17 protein-coding genes are annotated in these 19527 nt (G+C 61.0%); 6 read left to right on the plus strand and 11 right to left on the minus strand.

Annotation, left to right across the window (positions count from 1 at the left end):
* Positions 1-195 precede the first annotated feature (195 nt).
* A complete protein-coding gene (gene aqpZ / locus OIU19_RS13350) occupies positions 196-894 on the plus strand; it encodes an aquaporin Z (protein ID WP_264235384.1) in 699 nt (232 codons plus the stop codon).
* Here aqpZ and guaD read toward each other — a convergent pair.
* The 5 genes from guaD to dacB form a co-directional block, all read right to left on the minus strand.
* On the minus strand, positions 891-2195 hold the full coding sequence (guaD, locus tag OIU19_RS13355) for a guanine deaminase (protein ID WP_264235385.1): 1305 nt from the start codon (positions 2193-2195) through the stop codon (positions 891-893). The genes aqpZ and guaD overlap by 4 nt on opposite strands.
* Before the next feature lie 10 nt (positions 2196-2205).
* Complete coding sequence (gene xdhC, locus OIU19_RS13360) at positions 2206-3051, minus strand: xanthine dehydrogenase accessory protein XdhC (protein WP_264235386.1); 846 nt, start codon at positions 3049-3051, stop codon at positions 2206-2208.
* Between the two features lie 64 nt (positions 3052-3115).
* Complete coding sequence (gene xdhB / locus OIU19_RS13365) at positions 3116-5515, minus strand: xanthine dehydrogenase molybdopterin binding subunit (RefSeq protein ID WP_264235387.1); 2400 nt, start codon at positions 5513-5515, stop codon at positions 3116-3118.
* A complete protein-coding gene (xdhA, locus tag OIU19_RS13370; protein ID WP_264235388.1) occupies positions 5508-6962 on the minus strand; it encodes a xanthine dehydrogenase small subunit in 1455 nt (484 codons plus the stop codon). The genes xdhB and xdhA overlap by 8 nt, the downstream gene beginning before the upstream one ends.
* Positions 6963-7337: 375 nt before the next feature.
* Positions 7338-8801: a D-alanyl-D-alanine carboxypeptidase/D-alanyl-D-alanine-endopeptidase gene (gene dacB / locus OIU19_RS13375; protein ID WP_186556288.1), complete on the minus strand. Its 1464-nt coding sequence runs from the start codon at positions 8799-8801 to the stop codon at positions 7338-7340.
* A gap of 185 nt (positions 8802-8986) precedes the next feature.
* Here dacB and OIU19_RS13380 point away from each other — a divergent pair, with 185 nt between their 5' ends.
* Entirely contained in the window at positions 8987-9331 is a 345-nt protein-coding gene (locus OIU19_RS13380) for a YggL family protein (RefSeq protein WP_264235389.1), read from the plus strand.
* A 52-nt stretch (positions 9332-9383) separates the two neighbouring features.
* On the opposite strand, the gene OIU19_RS13385 is transcribed toward OIU19_RS13380, so the two are convergent.
* The 6 genes from OIU19_RS13385 to OIU19_RS13410 all read right to left on the minus strand — a co-directional run bounded on the left by OIU19_RS13385 (position 9384) and on the right by OIU19_RS13410 (position 16322).
* Complete coding sequence (locus tag OIU19_RS13385; protein WP_264235390.1) at positions 9384-12989, minus strand: transporter substrate-binding domain-containing protein; 3606 nt, start codon at positions 12987-12989, stop codon at positions 9384-9386.
* 8 nt (positions 12990-12997) lie between these two features.
* Positions 12998-13618, minus strand: a complete 621-nt coding sequence (locus OIU19_RS13390; RefSeq protein ID WP_264235391.1) for a response regulator transcription factor — start codon at positions 13616-13618, stop codon at positions 12998-13000.
* A 271-nt stretch (positions 13619-13889) separates the two neighbouring features.
* Positions 13890-15221 (minus strand): deoxyguanosinetriphosphate triphosphohydrolase, encoded by a 1332-nt coding sequence (locus tag OIU19_RS13395; RefSeq protein ID WP_264235392.1) that lies wholly within the window; start codon positions 15219-15221, stop codon positions 13890-13892.
* A gap of 76 nt (positions 15222-15297) precedes the next feature.
* Positions 15298-15627, minus strand: coding sequence for a hypothetical protein (locus OIU19_RS13400; protein ID WP_264235393.1), 330 nt, complete (start codon positions 15625-15627; stop codon positions 15298-15300).
* On the minus strand, positions 15624-15998 hold the full coding sequence (locus OIU19_RS13405; protein WP_186556294.1) for a phage holin family protein: 375 nt from the start codon (positions 15996-15998) through the stop codon (positions 15624-15626). Before OIU19_RS13405 ends, OIU19_RS13400 begins: the two co-directional genes overlap by 4 nt.
* Positions 15999-16007: 9 nt before the next feature.
* Positions 16008-16322, minus strand: coding sequence for a YqjD family protein (locus OIU19_RS13410; protein ID WP_264235394.1), 315 nt, complete (start codon positions 16320-16322; stop codon positions 16008-16010).
* 303 nt (positions 16323-16625) lie between these two features.
* On the opposite strand from OIU19_RS13410, the gene OIU19_RS13415 reads away from it, so the two are divergent.
* The 4 genes from OIU19_RS13415 to OIU19_RS13430 all read left to right on the plus strand — a co-directional run bounded on the left by OIU19_RS13415 (position 16626) and on the right by OIU19_RS13430 (position 19453).
* Positions 16626-17834, plus strand: a complete 1209-nt coding sequence (locus tag OIU19_RS13415) for an ammonium transporter (protein ID WP_264235395.1) — start codon at positions 16626-16628, stop codon at positions 17832-17834.
* A 72-nt stretch (positions 17835-17906) separates the two neighbouring features.
* Positions 17907-18143: a glutaredoxin family protein gene (locus OIU19_RS13420; protein ID WP_264235396.1), complete on the plus strand. Its 237-nt coding sequence runs from the start codon at positions 17907-17909 to the stop codon at positions 18141-18143.
* A gap of 69 nt (positions 18144-18212) precedes the next feature.
* Entirely contained in the window at positions 18213-18518 is a 306-nt protein-coding gene (locus tag OIU19_RS13425) for a transcriptional regulator (RefSeq protein ID WP_186556355.1), read from the plus strand.
* A gap of 50 nt (positions 18519-18568) precedes the next feature.
* Positions 18569-19453, plus strand: a complete 885-nt coding sequence (locus tag OIU19_RS13430; protein ID WP_264235397.1) for a pseudouridine synthase — start codon at positions 18569-18571, stop codon at positions 19451-19453.
* The last annotated feature ends 74 nt before the right edge of the window (positions 19454-19527 follow it).

Consider the following 19527-nt stretch of genomic DNA (forward strand, 5'->3'; position numbering starts at 1 on the left):
CCCGCTCCCACAGGCACAGCGCTGTTCTGAATTCAGCGCTGTGCCTGTGGGAGCGGGCTTGCCCGCGAAGAGCCGTACAGCGGCCCCAGTCGTTCTGGCCATTAGCCAAAGCTCTGCTAGATTTCACTCCTGCAAACCTTCATCAAGCAGTTGGGCTTGCGCAACCGTTGCGTCCAACTACTTGAGGAAAGGTCCATGACTATGTCCCTGGGTGTGCGCATGGGTGCCGAACTGCTCGGCACATTCTGGCTGGTCCTCGGGGGATGCGGCAGCGCAGTGCTGGCGGCCAGCTCTCCGATCGGCATCGGTGTTCTGGGTGTCGCGTTCGCGTTCGGTCTGACCGTCCTGACCATGGCCTTCGCCATCGGTCATATCTCCGGTTGTCATCTCAACCCTGCGGTTTCGCTAGGGCTGGTGGTCGGTGGCCGGTTCCCTGCCAAAGAGCTGTTGCCCTACGCCGTCGCCCAGGTGGTCGGGGCAAGCCTGGGCGCTGCGGTGATTTACTTCATTGCCAGTGGCAAGGCGGGCTTCGAGTTGTCGTCGGGGCTTGCCTCGAACGGCTATGCCGAGCACTCCCCCGGTGGTTATTCGCTGCTGGCGGGATTCACCAGTGAGGTGGTGATGACGGCGATGTTTCTGGTGATCATCATGGGCGCCACCGATGCCCGTGCGCCGGCAGGCTTTGCGCCAATTGCCATTGGCCTGGCCCTGACCTTGATCCACCTGATCTCCATCCCGGTCACCAACACTTCGGTGAACCCGGCGCGTAGCACCGGGCCGGCGTTGTTCGTGGGTGGCTGGGCGTTGCAGCAGCTGTGGCTGTTCTGGTTGGCGCCGCTGATCGGGGCTGCGATCGGCGGCGCGTTGTACCGAGGGCTGGCGCGCGAACCTTAGCGCTGGTGCACGCAGCGTCCTGCTGCGAAGGTTTCACGCACGGTACGGTCGTCGCCCAGGGTGGTGAGGACGAACAGGGTCTCCTCGATGCTGTTGGACTGCTGAATGCGGTAGTCCAGCAACGGCGTGGCCTTGTAGTCGAGCACCACGAAGTCGGCGTCGTTGCCAGGCTGCAGGCTGCCGATGCGATCCTCCAGGCGCAGCGCGCGGGCGCCGCCGAGAGTGGCCAGGTACAGCGACTTGTACGGGTGCAGGCGTGCGCCTTGCAACTGCATGACTTTGTACGCCTCGTTGAGAGTATTGAGCAGCGAGAAGCTGGTGCCGGCGCCCACGTCGGTACCCAGGCCGACGTTGACCTTGAACTTCTCCGCTTGCGGCAGGTTGAACAGACCACTGCCCAGGAACAGGTTGGAAGTCGGGCAGAAGGCGATTGCCGAACCGGTCTCGGACAGGCGCTGGCATTCTTCATCGCACAGGTGCACGCCGTGGGCGAACACCGAGCGCTCGCCGAGCAGCTCGAAGTGGTCGTAGACGTCCAGGTAGCCTGTGCGTTCAGGGAACAGCGCCTTGACCCAGTCGATTTCCTTGAGGTTCTCCGACAGGTGGGTGTGCATGTACACGCCCGGATGCTCCTTGAGCAGTTGTCCGGCCAGGGCCAGTTGCTCTGGGGTGCTGGTCGGGGCGAAGCGAGGAGTAACTGCGTAGTGCAGGCGGCCCTTGCCGTGCCAGCGCTCGATCAGTGCCTTGCTTTCGCTGTAGGAGGATTCGGCGGTGTCGGTGAGGTAGTCCGGTGCGTTGCGGTCCATCATCACCTTGCCGGCGATCAGGCGCAGGTCGAGGCGTTGGGCTTCTTCGAACAGGGCGTTGACCGACTCGGGGTGCACGCTGCCGAACACCAGGGCGGTGGTGGTGCCATTGCGTAGCAGTTCCTGGAGGAAGATTTTCGCGACGTTGTCGGCATGGGCCTTGTCGGCGAACTGCTTCTCGCACGGGAAGGTGTAGGTGTTCAACCAGTCCAGCAGTTGCTCGCCATAGGAGCCGATCATGCCGGTCTGCGGGAAGTGGATATGGGTGTCGATGAAGCCTGGGGTGATCAGGGCATCCTGGTAGTGCACCACTTCGATGTCGGCATCCAGCGTCGGCAGCAGCTCGCTGGCGTGCCCCAAGGCACTGATGCGGCCGTCGTCGACTACCAGCAGGCCGTCTTCGTAATAGGCATGGGAGGCCTCCAGGCCGACCTCGGCTGGGTCAGCGATGCTGTGCAGGATGGCCGATCGGTAGGCTTTACGGGTTGCAGTCATATCACGCTCGTCAAATGGCTTGGCTGCGCCGAGAGGGCGGCAGCAGTTGGGCAATGGGGCCGGCGTTCACGCCAGCGTCGTGCTGGCCAAAGCAGGCGTTGTAGGTGGCAATGATTTCCGCGGCGATGGACACGGCGATCTCGATCGGCAGCTTGCCCTTGACCTCGGCCAGGCCCATCGGGCAACGCATCCGTGCCAGCAGGGCGTCGTCGTAACCGCGTTCACGCAGGCGGTGCTCGAACTTGACGCGCTTGGTCTTCGAACCGATCAGGCCGAACCAGGTGAAATCGTTGCGCTTGAGGATGGCCGCAGTCAGCTCCAGGTCGAGCTGGTGGTTGTGGGTCATGACGATGCAGTAACTGCCTGCTGGCAGTTCGGCGACTTCGTCGACCGGCTCCTCGCTGATGATCTTGCTCACCCCGGCTGGGATCAGCTCGGGGAATTCCTGCTCGCGCGAATCGATCCAGCGCACTCGGCAGGGCAGGGCGGCGAGCAAGGGTACCAGAGCGCGGCCGACATGGCCCGCGCCGAACACGGCGATCTGTGCTTGTACTGCGGCCATTGGTTCGAACAGCAGCACCGTGGCGCCGCCGCAGCATTGGCCGAGGCTGGCCCCGAGGCTGAAGCGCTCCAGGTGTGGGGTGCTGCGTTGTTCCTCGAGCATCTGCCGGGCGATGTGCAGGGCTTTGTATTCCAGGTGGCCGCCGCCGATGGTGTCGAACATCTGGCTGGCGCTGACGACCATCTTCGAGCCGGCATTGCGCGGGGTCGAGCCGCGCTCCTCGATGATGGTCACCAGGACGCAGGCTTCGCCGCGGGCTTGAAGGTCGGCGAGGGCGTTGATCCATTGATGCATGATGCAGATCCTCTCTCGATCCCTGTTGGAGCGGACATGCCCGCTCCAACAGGGAGCCGCGGCGTTAATGCGTTACGGTTTCCACTTCAACTTCTGCAGGTTGTGCTGCGGCCAGCGCCTGGCGCATCTGCTCGCAGCCCCACAGTACCCGCTCGGGGGTTGCTGGGGCGTCGATGTTCGGTTGCACCTGGTAGCCGGCAATGCTCGCCACCGCATCCTTGATCGCGCACCAGGCAGCGATGCCGAGCATGAACGGCGGCTCGCCAACGGCCTTGGAATGGAACACGGTGTCCTCCGGGTTCTTGCGGTTTTCCACCAGTTTCACCCGCAGGTCCAACGGCATGTCGGCGACGGCGGGAATCTTGTAGCTGGCCGGGCCGTTGGTCATCAGCTTGCCTTTGGCGTTCCACACCAGCTCTTCGGTGGTCAACCAGCCCATGCCCTGGATAAAGCCGCCTTCCACCTGGCCGATGTCGATGGCCGGGTTCAGCGAGTCACCGACGTCGTGCAGGATGTCGGCACGCAGCATCTTGTACTCGCCGGTCAACGTATCGACGATCACTTCGACGCAGGCCGCCCCGAAGGCGAAGTAGTAGAACGGCCGACCACGCGCTTGAGAGCGGTCGTAGTAGATCTTCGGGGTGCGGTAGAAGCCGGTGCTCGACAGCGATACCTGGGCAAAGTACGCCTGCTGCACCAACTGCTCGAAACTGACGATCTCTTCGCGAATGCGCACATGGCCATTGCGAAACTCGACGTCTTCCTCGGTGACCTTCCAGTGCCGTGCAGCAAACTCAGTCAACCGTGCCTTGAGGATTTCGGCGGCGTTCTGAGCGGCCTTGCCGTTCAGGTCGGCGCCACTGGAGGCGGCGGTTGGCGAGGTGTTGGGCACCTTGTCGGTGTTGGTTGCGGTGATCTGGATTCGATCGAAATCGACCTGGAATACCTGCGCCACCACCTGCGCGACCTTGGTGTTCAGACCCTGGCCCATCTCGGTGCCGCCGTGGTTGAGGTGAATGCTGCCGTCGGTATAGATGTGGATCAGCGCGCCGGCCTGGTTGAGGAAGGTGGCGGTAAAGGAAATACCGAACTTCACCGGCGTTAGCGCCAGGCCCTTTTTCAGGATTGGGCTGTGCTCGTTGAAGCGACGGATCGACTCGCGGCGCTCGGCGTAATCGCTGCTGGCCTCGAGCTCTGCGGTCATCTCCTCGAGCATGTTGTGCTCGACGGTCTGGTAGTAGTGGGTGACGTTGCGCTCGGTCTTGCCGTAGTAGTTGGCCTTGCGCACCGCCAGCGGGTCACGGCCCAGCTGACGGGCGATGTGGTCCATCACCTGCTCGATGGCAACCATCCCTTGCGGACCGCCGAAGCCGCGGTAGGCGGTATTGGAGGCGGTGTTGGTCTTGCAGCGATGGCCATGCACGGTGGCATCGCCCAGGTAATAGGCGTTGTCGGAGTGGAACATGGCGCGGTCGACGATCGAGCCAGACAGGTCAGGTGAGTAGCCACAGTTGCCGGCCAGGTCGAACTGGATGCCATGCAGGCGGCCGTCGTCATCGAAGCCCACGTCATATTCGACGTAGAACGGGTGACGCTTGCCGGTCATGGTCATGTCTTCGACGCGGGGCAGGCGCATCTTGGTCGGCTGGCCGGTCAGGCGGGCGATCACCGCGCACAGGCAGGCGGGGCTGGCAGCCTGGGTTTCCTTGCCGCCGAAACCGCCACCCATCCGGCGCATGTCGAGGACGATCTTGTTCATCGGTACGTCGAGTACTTCGGCGACCAGCTTCTGCACTTCGGTGGGGTTTTGCGTGGAGCAGTAGACGATCATGCCGCCATCTTCGGTGGGCATCACCGAGGAGATCTGCGTTTCCAGGTAGAAGTGCTCCTGGCCGCCGATGTGCAGCGTGCCCTGCAAGCGGTGCGGGGCGCTGGCCAGTGCTGCTGCCGAGTCACCGCGCTGGTGGGTGTGGCTGTCGAGCACGAAGTGCTTGTTACGCAGCGCTTGCACCACATCGAGCACCGGCTCCAGGTCCTCGTACTCGACGATTGCCGCCATCGCCGCCTGGCGTGCAGTTTCCAGGTCGCGGGCAGCGACGGCGAGCACGGGCTGGCCGAAGAACTCGACCTTGTCGATCGCCAGCAGTGGGTCACCGGCGACGACCGGGCCAATGTCCTTCAGGCCTGGAATGTCTTCGTGGGTGATGACGATGCGCACACCTTCGAAGGCGTAGCAGGGCGTGGTGTCGATACGCAGGATGCGCGCGTGGGCGCGGTCCGAGGTGCGCGCATAGACGTGCAGCTGGTTGGGGAATTCCAGGCGGTCATCGATGTAGATCGCCTCGCCGGACACATGTTTGTCGGCGCTGTCGTGCTTGACGCTGCGGCCGACCCCGGTGGTCAGGTCCTGGCGGAACAGTTCGGCCATCTCGGCCTGGCTCTTGACGGCGTGATGGTTAGACATAGGCGGTCACCCGGGTTTCGATGTGCGGCGATTGCAGTTCGATGAAGTACTTGCGCAGCAGGTTCTGCGCGGTGAGTAGGCGGTACTCTTTGCTCGCGCGGAAATCCGTGAGCGGGCTGAAGTCTTCCGCCAGCGCTTGGCAGGCACGCTCCACAGTGGCCTGGTTCCAAGGCTTGCCACGCAGCGCCGCTTCACAGGCGCGGGCGCGTTTGGGAATCGCCGCCATGCCGCCGAAGGCGATGCGCACGCCGCTGACCTGGCCATTGTCGATGCTCAGGTTGAACGCTGCGCACACCGCCGAGATATCGTCGTCCAGACGCTTGGAGACCTTGTAGGCGCGGAAGGTCCAGTCATTGCTGGCGCGCGGCACGATGATCTTTTCGATGAACTCGCTGTCCTGGCGAGCGGTGATGCGGTAGTCGATGAAGTAGTCTTCCAGGGCCAGGGTGCGCTGGCGTTGGCCCTGGCGCAGTACCACCTGGGCATCCAGGGCGATCAGCAGGGGCGGTGAGTCGCCAATCGGCGAGGCGTTGCCGATGTTGCCACCCAGGGTGCCCTGGTTGCGGATCTGCAGTGAGGCGAAGCGGTGCAGCAGGGCGCCGAAATCCGGGTATTCCTCGCTCAGCGCGCCATAGCAGTCGGTCAGAGGGGTGGCCGCACCGATTTCCAGGTGCGTGGCGCTCTTGTCGATGCGCTTGAGTTCGGCGACGCCACCGACGTAGATCATCACCGGCAAGGTGCGGTGGAACTGGGTGACTTCCAGCGCCAGGTCGGTGCCACCTGCGAGCAGGCGGGCTTCTGGGTGCGAGCTGTACAGGTCGGCCAGGTCGGCCACGGTAAGCGGTACCAGGCAGCGTTTGTCGCCGCTGTTCAGTTCGCCGGTTTCGCTCGGCGCGATGGCTTTGAGGCGAGCGATGGTTTGCGCCTGCTGGGCATCGAACTGATCGCGGCAGGGCATGGCGCAGCTCTGCTCGGCAGCGGCGAGAATCGGCCGATAGCCGGTGCAGCGGCACAGGTTGCCAGCGAGGGCTTCCTGGGCTTGGTGCAGGTCGTGGCCTTGGCTGTTTTTCTGCAGGGCGAACAACGACATGACAAAGCCCGGGGTGCAGAAGCCGCATTGCGAACCATGGCAGTCAGCCATTGCCCGCTGCACACTGTGCAGCTCGCCTTGATGCTTGAGGCCCTCGACACTGATCAGTTGCTTGCCGTGCAACGACGAGACGAAGGTCAGGCACGAGTTGAGGCTGCGGTAGCGCAGGGTCTCGTGACCTTGGTCGTCCTGGGTGAGCTCGCCCACGACCACGGTGCAGGCGCCGCAGTCGCCACTGGCGCAGCCTTCCTTGGTTCCGGGTTTGCCTAGGTGCTCACGCAGGTATTGCAGCACCGTCATGTTCGGGTCCAGGGCGTGCTCATTACGCAGCTCCTGGTTGACGAGAAACTGGATCACGGGGAAGGCCTCGCAATGGTTTTATTGTTGTTCGGGCGGACTCTAAGCAACCCTTGACCTCTTGGTCAATAATTTTCTGACTCAAAGGTCAAGAAATTGCCTGTGATGAGTCTGGGCCGCGAACACTGCCTTTACCGTAAGCATAGATCGCGCCGGATTTATTGGGAGAGGAGTGACGAGTTGCCCAGGTACGTGGCGTTTGCAGCCAGATTGCTTGGTAGATTGCAGCTTTGCTTCCCAGGCAGGCGTTGCGCGTTGCCTGTGAACCAGGTCCGCGCAGGGCGGAGCTGGGGATCATGCGCCGCCAGGCAGATCGCAAAGAGCTTCCCGTTGCCTGGCAGCGAATGTGTGGCGAAGGCTACAGCCCGGCCATGATCACAGCCCTGAAGCGGCTGTGCCATTGTTCAACTTAGGTTGCCGGTAAAGCTCGAGCAACACCTGATCCAGCACCTGTGATGCCCCCCAAGGCTTGGGATCATTCAAGATTGCCGCCACGGCCCAGGTATGCCCGTTGCTGTCTCGGCTAAACCCGGCGATCGCCCGCACTGTATTGAGCGTCCCGGTCTTGATGTGGCCCTCACCGGTCAAGGCGGTGCGTTTGAGCCGCTTGCGCATGGTCCCATCCATGCCTACCAGCGGCATGGAACTGATGAACTCGGCAGAGTAGGGGCTCTTCCAGGCCGCTTGCAGCAACTGCGCCATCTCGCGGGTGCTAACGCGTTCAGCGCGAGACAAGCCGGAGCCGTTTTCCATCACCAGGTGCGGCGCGGTAATGCCCTTTTTCGCCATCCACTGACGCACCACGCGCTGGGCAGCACGCGCATCATCGCCGTCAGCATCGGTGCGGAATTGTGCGCCCAGGCTGAGGAACAGCTGCTGGGCCATGGTGTTGTTGCTGTATTTGTTGATGTCGCGAATCACTTCCACCAGGTCCGGCGAGAACGCCCGGGCCAGCAAGCGTGCGCTCTTGGGCACGTTCTCGATGCGGTCACGACCCTGAATGCTGCCACCGAGCTCGTTCCAGATTGCCCGCACGGCCCCGGCGGCGTAGGCCGGATGGTCGAGCAGGGCCAGGTAGGTCTGCGAATTGCAGCCTTCACCTAACTGGCCACTGACCACGACACTGACCCCATCAGGCTGAACCTGCGGGTTGTAGCGCACCTCGCCGGTGCATTGCTTGGAGGCTACGGCCTTGACCTGATTGTCGATGCGGATCGTAGCGATGGGGGGCTCGACCGCCACCAGTACTTTGCCGCCATCGTTACGGGCAACGAAGCGCAACGCTTTGAGGTTGACCAGCAACGAGTCCGGCTTGACCAGGAACGGCTTGTTCATGTCGCCACCGTCATCGTCGAAGTGTGGCAGGTTGGGCTGGACGAAGTGGCTGCGATCGAGCACCAGATCACCCGTGACCGTGCGCACGCCGTTGGCACGCAGGTCGCGCATCAGCAGCCACAGCTTTTCCATGTTCAGCTTGGGATCACCGCCGCCCTTGAGGTACAGGTTGCCGTTGAGCACGCCGTTGCTCAGGGTGCCATCGGTATAGAACTCGGTTTTCCACTGGAAGGTTGGGCCAAGCAGCTCAAGGGCTGCGTAGGTGGTCACCAGCTTCATGGTCGAAGCCGGGTTGACCGACACATCGGCGTTGAACACCGTTGCTGTGCCAGGGCCATCCAGCGGCAGCATCACCAACGACAGGGCTGAATCTTGCAGTTTGTTGGTCTTGAGAGCCTGCTGCACCTTCGGTGGCAGGGTGGTGTTGACGGCGGCAGCCTGGCTGGGCATGGCCAAGGGCAGCATGAGGCCGGCGAGAAACAGTGGGCGGAGCGCTTTGATCATAAGAACTGGAACCCTGCGTGCGAGGGGAAAGATAACGGGGCTGTAAAAGATGATGGCCCCAGATCGAAATATAGTGCGCATTATGCCCCAAGCGCACCGAACATGGGCCCCGTTCGACACAAATGCGCCGCATGGCGGCGGAAACTGGTAAAGTGCCGCCGGTAATTACTCAAGAGGATTGTTTCATGGCTACCAACCGTTCCCGTCGTCTGCGCAAGAAACTCTGCGTGGATGAATTCCAGGAGCTGGGCTTCGAGCTGAACCTTGCTTTCAAGGAAGACCTGTCCGACGAAGCCATCGATGCCTTCCTCGACGCATTCCTTGCAGAAGCAATGGAGGCCAACGGCCTGGACTACGTAGGCGGTGATGATTTCGGCCTGGTTTGCCTGGCTAACCGTGGCTCTGTCAGCGAAGAGCAACGCGCTGCTGTGGAAGCCTGGCTCAAAGGCCGTAACGAGCTGACCAAGATCGAAGTCAGCCCGCTGCTGGATGCCTGGTATCCGGAAAAGCCGATCAACTCGGCTTCCTGATCCACGCCTGAGCGGGTGCTTCAAGCACACCGCTCTGCCAAGCCCTGGTGGGTCAGCCTAGCTGATCAGCCAGGGCTTTTTCTATGCGGCGCATTTGTCGTGCCAGCACCTGTCGGCGCAGTTTGAGCTCCAGCAAAGACAGATTCGACTGCTCCAGCCGCTCACACGCCTCCATCAACTTCCTTGCCTCCAGCATTCGCGCGGCGCTGAGGATCTTGTGTGCCTGTTCGGCGATCGCTTGCGCTTGCTTCTGCGGATCGAGCGCCATGAGTGCGGCACAGTCATCGTGCAAACTCTGCTGGAGTATAGCCAGTAGGCGCCTGCGGTCCTGCGGATCATCACCCACCACTGAGGCCAGCCCAGACAAGCAGAAGTGGCGGTTCAGCGATGCCGGTGCTGTTGTGCGAAGTGCGGGCGTAACGCTGGCCAGACGTTGGCTCAAGGTACGCAGACTGATGGGTTTGAGCAGGCAGTCATCCATGCCCGCATCCAGGCATTTTTGCCGCACTTCAGGCTGGGCATTGGCGGTATAGCCCAGGATGATGCAGCGCGACCTCGCACCCGCCTGCTCCTCGGCACGTATAGCCCGGGCGACTTGGTAGCCGCTCAAGTGCGGCATATTGCAATCGAGAATCAACACGTCGAAATCTTGTTCACGCCATCGGTCAAGGCCTTCTCGGCCATCGCTTGCGGTCGTGTGGCCAAGCCCCAGGAAGTTCAATTGCTGCGCCATCAGCAGCAAGTTCGCCGGATGGTCGTCAATGACCAGAATCCTCAGGCGCGCATCAGGCACCTCGACCTTAGGTTCCTCCGGGCCTACTGGCAGCACGGACTCGACCTGCTGCAGGGGCATCAGCAGGCGGACCTGTGTGCCGACATCCTGTAGGCTCTTGAGCGTCAGGCTGCCGCCCATCATTTCACACAGGTTGCGGCTGATTGCCAGCCCCAGCCCGGTACCTGCGCGAGCGCCTTCGCTGTGGGCGTTGGCCTGGACGAATGGATTGAACAGCCGCTGCACCTCGTCATCGGCGATACCGATGCCGCTGTCGCGCACTTCCAGATCCAGTGTTGGCCCGCTCATCGCATCCAGATGCGTTAGGGCAACGCTGATGCGCACCTGACCATGCTCAGTGAACTTGATGGCATTGCTCACCAGGTTGGACAGCACTTGTTTGAAGCGCAAGGGGTCGATCAACACGTGGCAGCGAGCACTTGAATCGATCACCAACTGCAATGCCAAGCCTTTTTGCCGCGCCTGGCCCTCGAACACCCGCGCCACTGACTCGATCACATTGGTAAGGTTCACCGGCTCGGGCAGCAGCGACAAATGGCCCGACTCGATCCTGACGATGTCGAGGATATCGCCAATCAGCCCCAGCAAGTCCTTCGCCGACTGATAGGCGACTTCGATCGCCGGTTTGTCCAGGCGGCCTTGCTCGGCATGCTCGACCGCCAACTCAAGCATGCCGATCACCGCGTTCATAGGGGTGCGGATTTCATGGCTGATGGTGGCCAGAAACGTGCTCTTGGCGCGGTTGGCTTCTTCGGCCTGTTTTTTAGCCAGGCGCAGTTCCTCGATCAGCTTGCGCCGATCACTGATATCGATCCAGCCACCGATGATGCCTTGCAGTTCACCCAGCGAGTCTCGGAAGGGGAGCACCCAGTGATAGATGGTCAGCTCGCGATCGTTGATGCAAATCTGCCGATCAACGATCAATGGCACGCCGGCTTGCATCACATGCTGATAGTCGGCTTGGATCTGCTGGGTATGCTCATGATTACTACACAGGCTATCTTCCAGGCGCTTGCCGATGACGTCTGTGGCGCAAGCCTGCACTGCCTCCAGATAACTGTCGTTGCACGATTGCAGACGGCCTTCACGGTCACGAACGAACAGTGGATGCGGCGTCCCATTGAGCAGCGCACTCATGAATTCGAGTTGATCATTGAGGGCCTTTTCGGCTTGTTGGCGTTGTTTAATCTGGCGGCGCAGTCGCGCATTCCAGAGCAGCGCCAGCAGCAGCAGGAGGCAGAAGCCTATGACGATTTGAATCGCCAACTGCCGGTATTTTCGCCAATAGACGTCGTCGTGGTTGGTGTAGCCTCGCCAGCGGTTATTGATCACACCCAGCTCTTCCGGCGAGATGCTCATCAGCGCCTTGTCGAGGATCGATGCCAGCAGTTGAGCCTGTAGGGTGGTGGCCATGGAGAAGCTGGCGGGCTCTGTCCCGACTGTGCTGCGGATGATCAGCTCGGAACTGTTGGCCAGCGCGTGATTGGCATCGATCATTGTGGTGATTGCGGCGTCGACAGCGCCACTACTGAGCAGTGCCATGGAAAAATACGGGCTTTCGGTTTCGATCGCCATGACCTGGGGGTGCTGCTCGGAAAGCAGTTCGGCGATCGTGCTGTCACGGGTTACCGCTACGCGTTTTCCCGCCAACTGCTCCAAAGCAGGCGGCGTATCGCTGTCGGCCCGGGTGAGTAGCACGAAGGCGCTCTCCAGGTAGGGGCGGCTGATACGCAGCTTGCTGTCGCGTTCTTGCTGTTTGGAGATGGCTGCAATGACGTCGGCGCGGCCGTCTTCGAGCCGGGTGATCATGTCGCTAAGGCTGCTGGACTTCTGAATTTCAAAACGCAGACCGGTACGTAGGCGCAGCAGCTCCAAGAGGTCAGCGGTGATGCCACGAAACTGGCCATTGTTGTCAACGTACGACATGGGCGCGGCAGTTTCATCGATCACCACGCGCATTACAGGATGCTGTGACAGCCATTGCTCTTCGCGCCGCGTAAGTTGCAGTTTACGTTCGCTCAAGAGCGTGTCGCTGCCTGCGCTCCAGCGTTTGAGGATGTTGGTGCGCACGGTGCTGGGCTGGCTATCGATTACGGCATCGATCAGCGTCTTGAGCATGGTGTCGTCGCTGCGCATGGCAAAGCTGAAACCAATGGCCTCATGTTTACCGAAGGCCGCCATGCGCAAGCGCGGCAGGTGCCCCCGATTGAGCTGGTAATGGGTGGAAATGGTATCGCCGATGAACACGTCGGCCTGACCAAAGGCCACGGCGTTGAGTGCTTGGGTAGAGGATCCGAACGTCTGCAGGGTCGACTTGGGATAGGCTTGATTCACGCCTTTAGCTGGCAGGTAGTGATAGAGCATGCTCAGGCGCATGCCTTCGAGCCCAGCGTCCAGCGAGCGTTGTTCATTTTCGCGGGTCACCAGCACCGGCTGGTCTATTGCGTAGGGCCGCGAGAGGGCCAGGCCAGCGGTGGCAGCTTCATAGCCATTGGCACTGCCGAGCATATCGATTTGCCCTTGTTTAAGGGCCTCAACCGCTGCATGGCGGCTGGGAAAGCCCAGCACCCGCACAGGGATTTGCAGGGCGCTACCGATCAGCCCGGCGTATTCGGCAGTGAGCCCTTGGTAGTCACGGCCACCGCTGGTGATGTCGAACGGGGCGTAATCTGGAAAAGATGTGCCGAGGGTCAAGGTCTGCTTGTTCTTGAGCCATTCTCTTTGTTCGCTCGACAGAGTCGGGTGCATAGCGTTGGCGGTCGATCGTGTGAGCAGGGTGTAGGTCACGACGTCACGCTGGACGACCTGTGCCTGCCCGGTGCTGATCACCAAGCTAAGCATCAGTAAGGCTAAGTACCGCGCCATTGCCAACCTCAGACCAGCGCGTTGCGTTTTGCCACGTCGATCAGGTCCACCAGGCTAGCGACCTGGAGTTTCTGCATGAGGCGTTTTTTATAGGTGCTAACGGTCTTGTTGCTGAGGAACATGCCTTTGGCTATATCTTTGTTGCTCTTTCCTTGGGCAAAAAGTTGCAGCACCATCAGTTCTCTATCATTGACGTGTCGGAAAAGGTGTATGTCGGAACTGTTTTTTTCCATGTCGCCATGGAGCGCCTGGCTGGGGAAGTAGTTGTAACCGGAAAGTACCGCCTTGATTGCACTGACCAGCTCAGTCAGGTCTTCTTGTTTGCACACATAGCCCGAAGCGCCCGAATGCATACAGCGTAGGGCGAACAAGGCGGGCGCTTGCGCGGTAAGGATCAGCACTTTGCTGGGCAACGCCATCGACTGGAAGCGTGACAGTACTTCCAGTCCATCCAGTTTGGGGATGGCGATGTCGAGAATCACCAGGTCAGGCCGTGTTTCACGAATCAGTTGCATGGCGTCGACGCCATTGTCCGATTCACCCACGATCCTGTAACTCTGATTTTCCAGCAGCATACGCACCGCTAACCGTATAACGGGGTGATCGTCGACAATAAATATGGATTGCATATTCAACTTTCCATGGGCAGGTGTCTGAAACAGTGAGCACCTTATCGCAGATGGAGGAGGTCGGACATGCAGGAAACGGCGTTGAGCCGTATATGGGAAATGGCCTACAGCAAAAGACTATTTGTCCTGCGAGAGCAGCATCAAGATGTTTTGTTTTAACGACAGTCTGGTCATTTGCCAGGGAGATAACTTGGGTTGTTTATTTCGGTGATGGCAAGGTCGGACGTTTCCTTCAATGCGATTCGGCCAGCTTGCGCTGGCCGTGGTTGTCTCAAGTTGGACTGGAGCGCCCGGTCATTTCGCAGGCCATCTCGCTGGCATAGCTGTCAGTCATTCCGGCGATGAAGTCGATCATGCGCAGGAAGGCGTTATGCAATGAGCCGTGAGGGTCGGGAGCATGATTGCCGATCAGGTCCAGGACGCGGCGGCTCTTGAACGACGGCGTACGCCCGCCGTGCTGTTCCAGCGCCGCGCCACAGAAGGCGTTGAGGAGGATTTCCAGGGTGGTGTAGGCGCCAATCTCATGCAGCGTCTTGCGCTTGTCCTGGAAAATCTTCTTGCGCGCCATGTCCTTGGCCTGCAACACGCAGCGTTTGGCCGGGCCGTGCATATGCTCGACCAGGTCGCCCGCCAGCTGGCCGCTGAGCAGGGCGGCCTGCTGCTCGACAAACGCCTGCGCAGCAGCGTTGGTCAGGTGCTCGATGGCTTTGCCGCGCAGAATGGCCAATTTGCGCCGACGAGAATCATTGGCGCCAAGTTGACGGTAGGTCTCTGGCAGGTCGTCACCGACCAGGTCGAGCAACAGCGCCTCAACTTCGGCGTACTCCAGCAGCTCCATCTCCAGGCCGTCTTCCAGGTCAATCAGCGCATAGCAGATATCGTCTGCGGCCTCCATCAGATAGACCAGCGGATGACGGGCCCAGCGCTGCGCTTCGAGTTGCGGCAGGCCAAGCTTGCGGGCGATTTGATCCATCAGCGCCAGCTCACTCTGGTAGCAGCCAAACTTGTGCTTCTTGTAGCCCAGGGCGTCGGCATGGCGCGAACTCCACGGGTACTTGAGGTAGGTGCCGAGCGTGGCATAGGTCAGGCGGGTGCCGCCGTCGAACTGGTGGTATTCCAGTTGCGTCAACACGCGAAACCCTTGGGCATTACCCTCGAAATTGAGGAAGTCGGCGCGCTGGTCGTCGCTCATATCATCCAGCCAGCCGCGTCCTGCGGCCTGTTGGAACCAGTAACGGATGGCGTCTTCGCCAGAGTGGCCGAACGGCGGGTTGCCGATATCGTGGGCCAGGCAAGCGGACTGCACGATCATCCCCAGGTCGCTCGGTTCGCACCAGTCGGGCAGATTCTGGCGCAAGGTTTCGCCCACGCGCATGCCTAGCGAGCGGCCGACGCAGCTGACTTCCAGCGAGTGGGTCAGGCGGGTATGGATGTGGTCGTTGCTGGACACCGGGTGCACCTGGGTCTTACGCCCCAGACGGCGGAAGGCGCCGGAGAAGATGATGCGGTCGTGGTCCTTGTGGAAGGGGCTGCGCCCCAGTTCTTCCGGGCTGTAAAGGGCTTTGCCCAGGCGTTCGCGGGTCAGCAGGGTATGCCAGTCCAAGGCTCATTTCTCCCGTCGGATAATCGCCATAGCTTCCTGTTTCAGCGGCGCCCGCGCAAGCGGCGGGCGCAACTGATCAATGACGCCGACCGTTTTGCAGGAACAGGCGTACCAGTGGGATCAGGCTACTGCCCAAACGCGCCAAGCGAGAAAGGTTGCCGCTGCGCGCACCCTTGCCAGTCAAGAAACCCAGCGCTACCACGGCGCCAAGGCCCCACAACGGCGCGTGCTTGATGCCCAGGCCGTCCTGCAACGAGCCGCCCATGCCGCGCAGGCGTCTGACCGGTGCGAGCAGTTGCGCTGACTCATGACGAATTTCCTGGCGGTGCATTTCCAGGCGCAGGCGCAGCAACGCTTTGCGCAGCTCGCGCGGATTACGGGTGTTGGGGAGTTCGGGCAGGCTCATGGCAACAGACGCTCCCTGTCCTTGGCAAGCTCCTCGAGGGTGGAGCTGAAAGGGGATGATTCATCGAACACGGCAGCCTTCAAGCGCAAGCCGCAGTAGACCGTTGCTGCGCCATAGAACACACACAGCCCGATGATGCCCGCCAGCCGATAGCTGTCCCACAATAGTACCAGCAGCAAGCCGGACAGCGCCGTCAGCAGCAACAAGGCAAACACCAGCGCCAACCCTGCAAACAGCAGCAGCTTGAGGGTGCGACCTTTCTGCTCTTGCAGCTCGATGCCGAACAGTTCGATATGGCTGTGCAGCAACCCAAGCATGGCCGCGCCCAGGCGTTTGCCAGAGGCGCCAGCCGTGATGGCCTCGTTATCCATGGGCACTCCTCAGCGCCGATTGGCCAGCAGGCCGATCAGCAAGCCGACGCCTGCGGCAATGCCAATGGCCTGCCAAGGGTTTTCCTGGACGTACTCTTCGGCACTGGCCAGTGCCGCCTGGCCACGTACGCGCACCGAATCCTGGGTCAGTTGCAGGCTTTCGCGGGCTTGCTCGAGGCGCTCGTGGATCTGCTCGCGCAGCTCATCAGCCTGGTCACCGGCCAGGTTGGCGGTGTCAGCGAGCAGTTTTTCGGTGTCGCGCACCAGTGCCTGGAAGTCAGCCATCAATATCTCTTGAGCATTCTTTGCCGATTTGCTGGCCATTGGATCTCTCCCTGTTGATGTGTGTGGTTAATTCGAGTGACGCGGTGCAATGAAGGTTCAGTGCCAGTTGCTGGTATGGCGCTTGCTACGTCTGGGGGCGCCGCTGAGCGTCGGTGCGCCGAATCCGTGCGCCACGTCTGCGGATACCGCTAAACCTTAACCCAATCCACGACAAACCCAAGAAAAAACCACGCACGCTCTGCTCGCCTCACCGAAACGGGGCAGGGGAGTGGGCACCGATTCGGTGCAGGGATGCAGGTTCTTGAACTGTCCTGGTGCTTTTTCAGCAGGTCTGCCTACCTCATGGAAAACATGCACAGCGCGATGGACTCCCTGGTCCATGGCTCCAACACCCTGTTCCTTCTGCTGGGGGCCATCCTGGTCCTGGCGATGCATGCCGGCTTTGCCTTTCTTGAAGTCGGCACGGTGCGCCATAAGAACCAGGTCAATGCCTTGTCGAAGATCCTCAGCGACTTCGCCGTGTCGGCCCTGGTGTACTTCTTCGTCGGCTACTGGATTGCCTATGGCGTGAGTTTCCTGCAGCCAGCTACGCAGCTGGCCAGCGATCACGGCTATGGCCTGGTCAAATGCTTCTTCCTGATTACCTTCGCCGCAGCCATACCGGCAATCATTTCCGGAGGCATTGCTGAGCGTGCGCGCTTTGCCCCGCAGTTGTGTGCCACGGCGTTGATCGTGGCGTTGGTTTATCCGTTCTTCGAAGGCATCGTGTGGAATGGCAATCTGGGCATCCAGGCCTGGCTGCAGGCGCGCTTTGGGGCACCGTTCCATGACTTTGCCGGGTCGGTTGTGGTACACGCGATGGGCGGCTGGCTGGCGCTGGCGGCGGTGCTATTGCTAGGGGCGCGCCGCGGGCGCTATCGCGATGGCCGCCTGGTGGCGTTTGCGCCGTCGAGTATCCCCTTCCTGGCGCTGGGTTCGTGGATTCTGATCATTGGCTGGTTTGGCTTCAACGTGATGAGTGCGCAGAGCCTGCAGGGCATCAGTGGTCTAGTGGCGATCAATTCGCTGATGGCCATGGTTGGCGGCACGCTGGCCGCGTTGTGGGCAGGTCGCAACGACCCGGGTTTTTTGCACAACGGGCCGCTGGCTGGGTTGGTGGCAATCTGCGCTGGGTCCGACCTGATGCATCCGCTAGGCGCTTTGGCCACTGGCCTGGTAGCGGGGGGGCTGTTCGTCTGGTGCTTCACCGCTGCGCAGAATCGCTGGAAGATCGACGATGTGCTGGGCGTCTGGCCGTTGCATGGGCTGTGTGGGGTATGGGGTGGCATCGCCTGTGGCATCTTTGGCCAAGCCAGTCTGGGGGGCTTGGGTGGCGTCAGTCTGGTCAGCCAGCTGCTGGGCAGCCTGGCAGGGGTGCTGGTGGCGCTGCTCGGGGGCTTTGCCGTGTATGGCCTGATCAAGGCGGTGCATGGCTTGCGTCTGAGCCATGAAGAGGAGTTCCAGGGGGCTGACCTGTCGCTGCATCGGATTGGCGCAACCAGCCAGGATTGATCGTGGTCAGGTGCACTTCGCGCGTTGTGGACCTAAAATAAGCATCTCTCCACAGCTTGCGCGGGACTTGCCATGCTGCCTGAATGCCAACTGTTCAGCACCGTCGGTTGCCACTTGTGTGAAGTGGCCGAAGCGGTGCTGATGCCCTTTGTCGAACGCGGCTTGTTGGTGGAGCTTATCGACATCGCCGACGATGAATCGTTAGTCGAACGCTATGGTTTGATCATTCCGGTGCTGTGTCGTTGTGATAACGGTAGCGAGCTGCGCTGGCCGTTCGATGCTGAACAGGTGGTGGCCTTCCTGCAGTAGCATTGGCTTGATTTGACGCAACCGTAGTAACTCCGTATGCTGTATATAAATACAGTATTGGAGTGGCCGATGCTCAACGTCGAGCAATTGAAGTACAGCGTCAATCGGATGTCCCCGCAGAAGGTGGGTGACGCCGTGCTGGAGCTGCGCCTCGAAGGCTTGGTGACTGACGACCGAACGCCCTTTGGCAAGGTCCATTTCAACACCTGCTTCGCTGAAATCGAGGCCTTGTTCCAGCGTGCCGGGTTTCACCGGCCACTGGATGTGGTGGGCTATCAGGGCCAGGTTTATGCGCTCTATGATTCCGGCCGCTGGGAGGCTGTGCAGGTGCTGCGCTGGCTCAAGGCGCGCTGCGAAACCGCCGAGGCTGGTTGAGGGCCGGGGCTTGGGGGATAATGGCAATCCCTCGATTGCACGAGCCTGTCATGACCACACCGTTCGACCCCGCCCATCAGCAAGCCAGTACCGTCTGCCTTCCTCCGGGAAATTGGCCAACCGTACTCGACTGTTTGTGTGATCACTTCAAGGGCATCGCTCGTGAGCAGTGGCTTGATCGCTTTGCCAGAGGACGGGTGCTCGATGCCCAGGGCCAGGCCATCCAGGCAGACCTGGCGTATCGTCGCGGCATGCGCTTGCATTATTTTCGCGAAGTGCCCAATGAGAAGCCGATCCCGGTAGAAGAAACCATCCTGCATCTGGACGAGCATCTGGTGGTGGCCGACAAACCGCATTTTCTCCCAGTGACACCCACCGGTGAGTACGTTGAGCAAACGCTGCTGCGCCGGCTGATCCGCCGTTTGGATAACCCGCACCTGGTGCCACTGCACCGCATCGATCGGCATACCGCAGGTTTGGTGCTGTTTTCGGCGAACCCGCAGACTCGCGGTGCTTATCAGCGGCTGTTCCCCGAGCGGCGCATCGACAAACGTTACCAGGCCATTGCTGCGGCGTTGCCGGCGCTTGAGTTTCCCTTGGTGCACCGCAGCCGTCTGGTGCATGGCGAACCGTTCTTTCGCATGCATGAAGTAGAGGGGGCGCCCAACAGTGAAACACTGGCGCAGGTGCTGGAGAAAAACGGTGAGCTGTGGCGCTATGGCTTGTCGCCGGTGACGGGTAAGACCCATCAGTTGCGGGTGCACATGGCAGCGCTTGGGGCGGGGATCTGTAACGATCCGTTCTACCCGCGGTTGCTGGAAGTAGAGGATGACTATCAACAGCCGCTTAAGCTGCTGGCGCAGAGCCTGCGCTTTGAGGATCCGTTGAGCGGGGAAGAGCGGTATTTCGAAAGTCGGTTGGCGTTGGACTGGTAGGAGTGTTGCGGCGCTGATTTTCGGGGTCGCTTCGCGGCCCACCGCAGGCAAACCAGCGCCTGCATAAATCGCAG

The organism is Pseudomonas sp. BT-42-2 (assembly GCF_025847435.2).
Taxonomy (GTDB): domain Bacteria; phylum Pseudomonadota; class Gammaproteobacteria; order Pseudomonadales; family Pseudomonadaceae; genus Aquipseudomonas; species Aquipseudomonas urmiensis.

Bases quoted from the DNA above. Each gene is read 5' to 3' on its own strand.
- aqpZ (WP_264235384.1), top strand. From the start codon at position 196: ATGACTATGTCCCTGGGTGTGCGCATGGGTGCCGAACTGCTCGGCACA.
- guaD (WP_264235385.1), bottom strand. From the start codon at position 2,195: ATGACTGCAACCCGTAAAGCCTACCGATCGGCCATCCTGCACAGCATC.
- xdhC (WP_264235386.1), bottom strand. From the start codon at position 3,051: ATGCATCAATGGATCAACGCCCTCGCCGACCTTCAAGCCCGCGGCGAA.
- xdhB (WP_264235387.1), bottom strand. From the start codon at position 5,515: ATGTCTAACCATCACGCCGTCAAGAGCCAGGCCGAGATGGCCGAACTG.
- dacB (WP_186556288.1), bottom strand. From the start codon at position 8,801: ATGATCAAAGCGCTCCGCCCACTGTTTCTCGCCGGCCTCATGCTGCCC.
- OIU19_RS13380 (WP_264235389.1), top strand. From the start codon at position 8,987: ATGGCTACCAACCGTTCCCGTCGTCTGCGCAAGAAACTCTGCGTGGAT.
- OIU19_RS13385 (WP_264235390.1), bottom strand. From the start codon at position 12,989: ATGGCGCGGTACTTAGCCTTACTGATGCTTAGCTTGGTGATCAGCACC.
- OIU19_RS13390 (WP_264235391.1), bottom strand. From the start codon at position 13,618: ATGCAATCCATATTTATTGTCGACGATCACCCCGTTATACGGTTAGCG.
- OIU19_RS13400 (WP_264235393.1), bottom strand. From the start codon at position 15,627: ATGAGCCTGCCCGAACTCCCCAACACCCGTAATCCGCGCGAGCTGCGC.
- OIU19_RS13405 (WP_186556294.1), bottom strand. From the start codon at position 15,998: ATGGATAACGAGGCCATCACGGCTGGCGCCTCTGGCAAACGCCTGGGC.
- OIU19_RS13410 (WP_264235394.1), bottom strand. From the start codon at position 16,322: ATGGCCAGCAAATCGGCAAAGAATGCTCAAGAGATATTGATGGCTGAC.
- OIU19_RS13415 (WP_264235395.1), top strand. From the start codon at position 16,626: ATGGAAAACATGCACAGCGCGATGGACTCCCTGGTCCATGGCTCCAAC.
- OIU19_RS13420 (WP_264235396.1), top strand. From the start codon at position 17,907: ATGCTGCCTGAATGCCAACTGTTCAGCACCGTCGGTTGCCACTTGTGT.
- OIU19_RS13425 (WP_186556355.1), top strand. From the start codon at position 18,213: ATGCTCAACGTCGAGCAATTGAAGTACAGCGTCAATCGGATGTCCCCG.
- OIU19_RS13430 (WP_264235397.1), top strand. From the start codon at position 18,569: ATGACCACACCGTTCGACCCCGCCCATCAGCAAGCCAGTACCGTCTGC.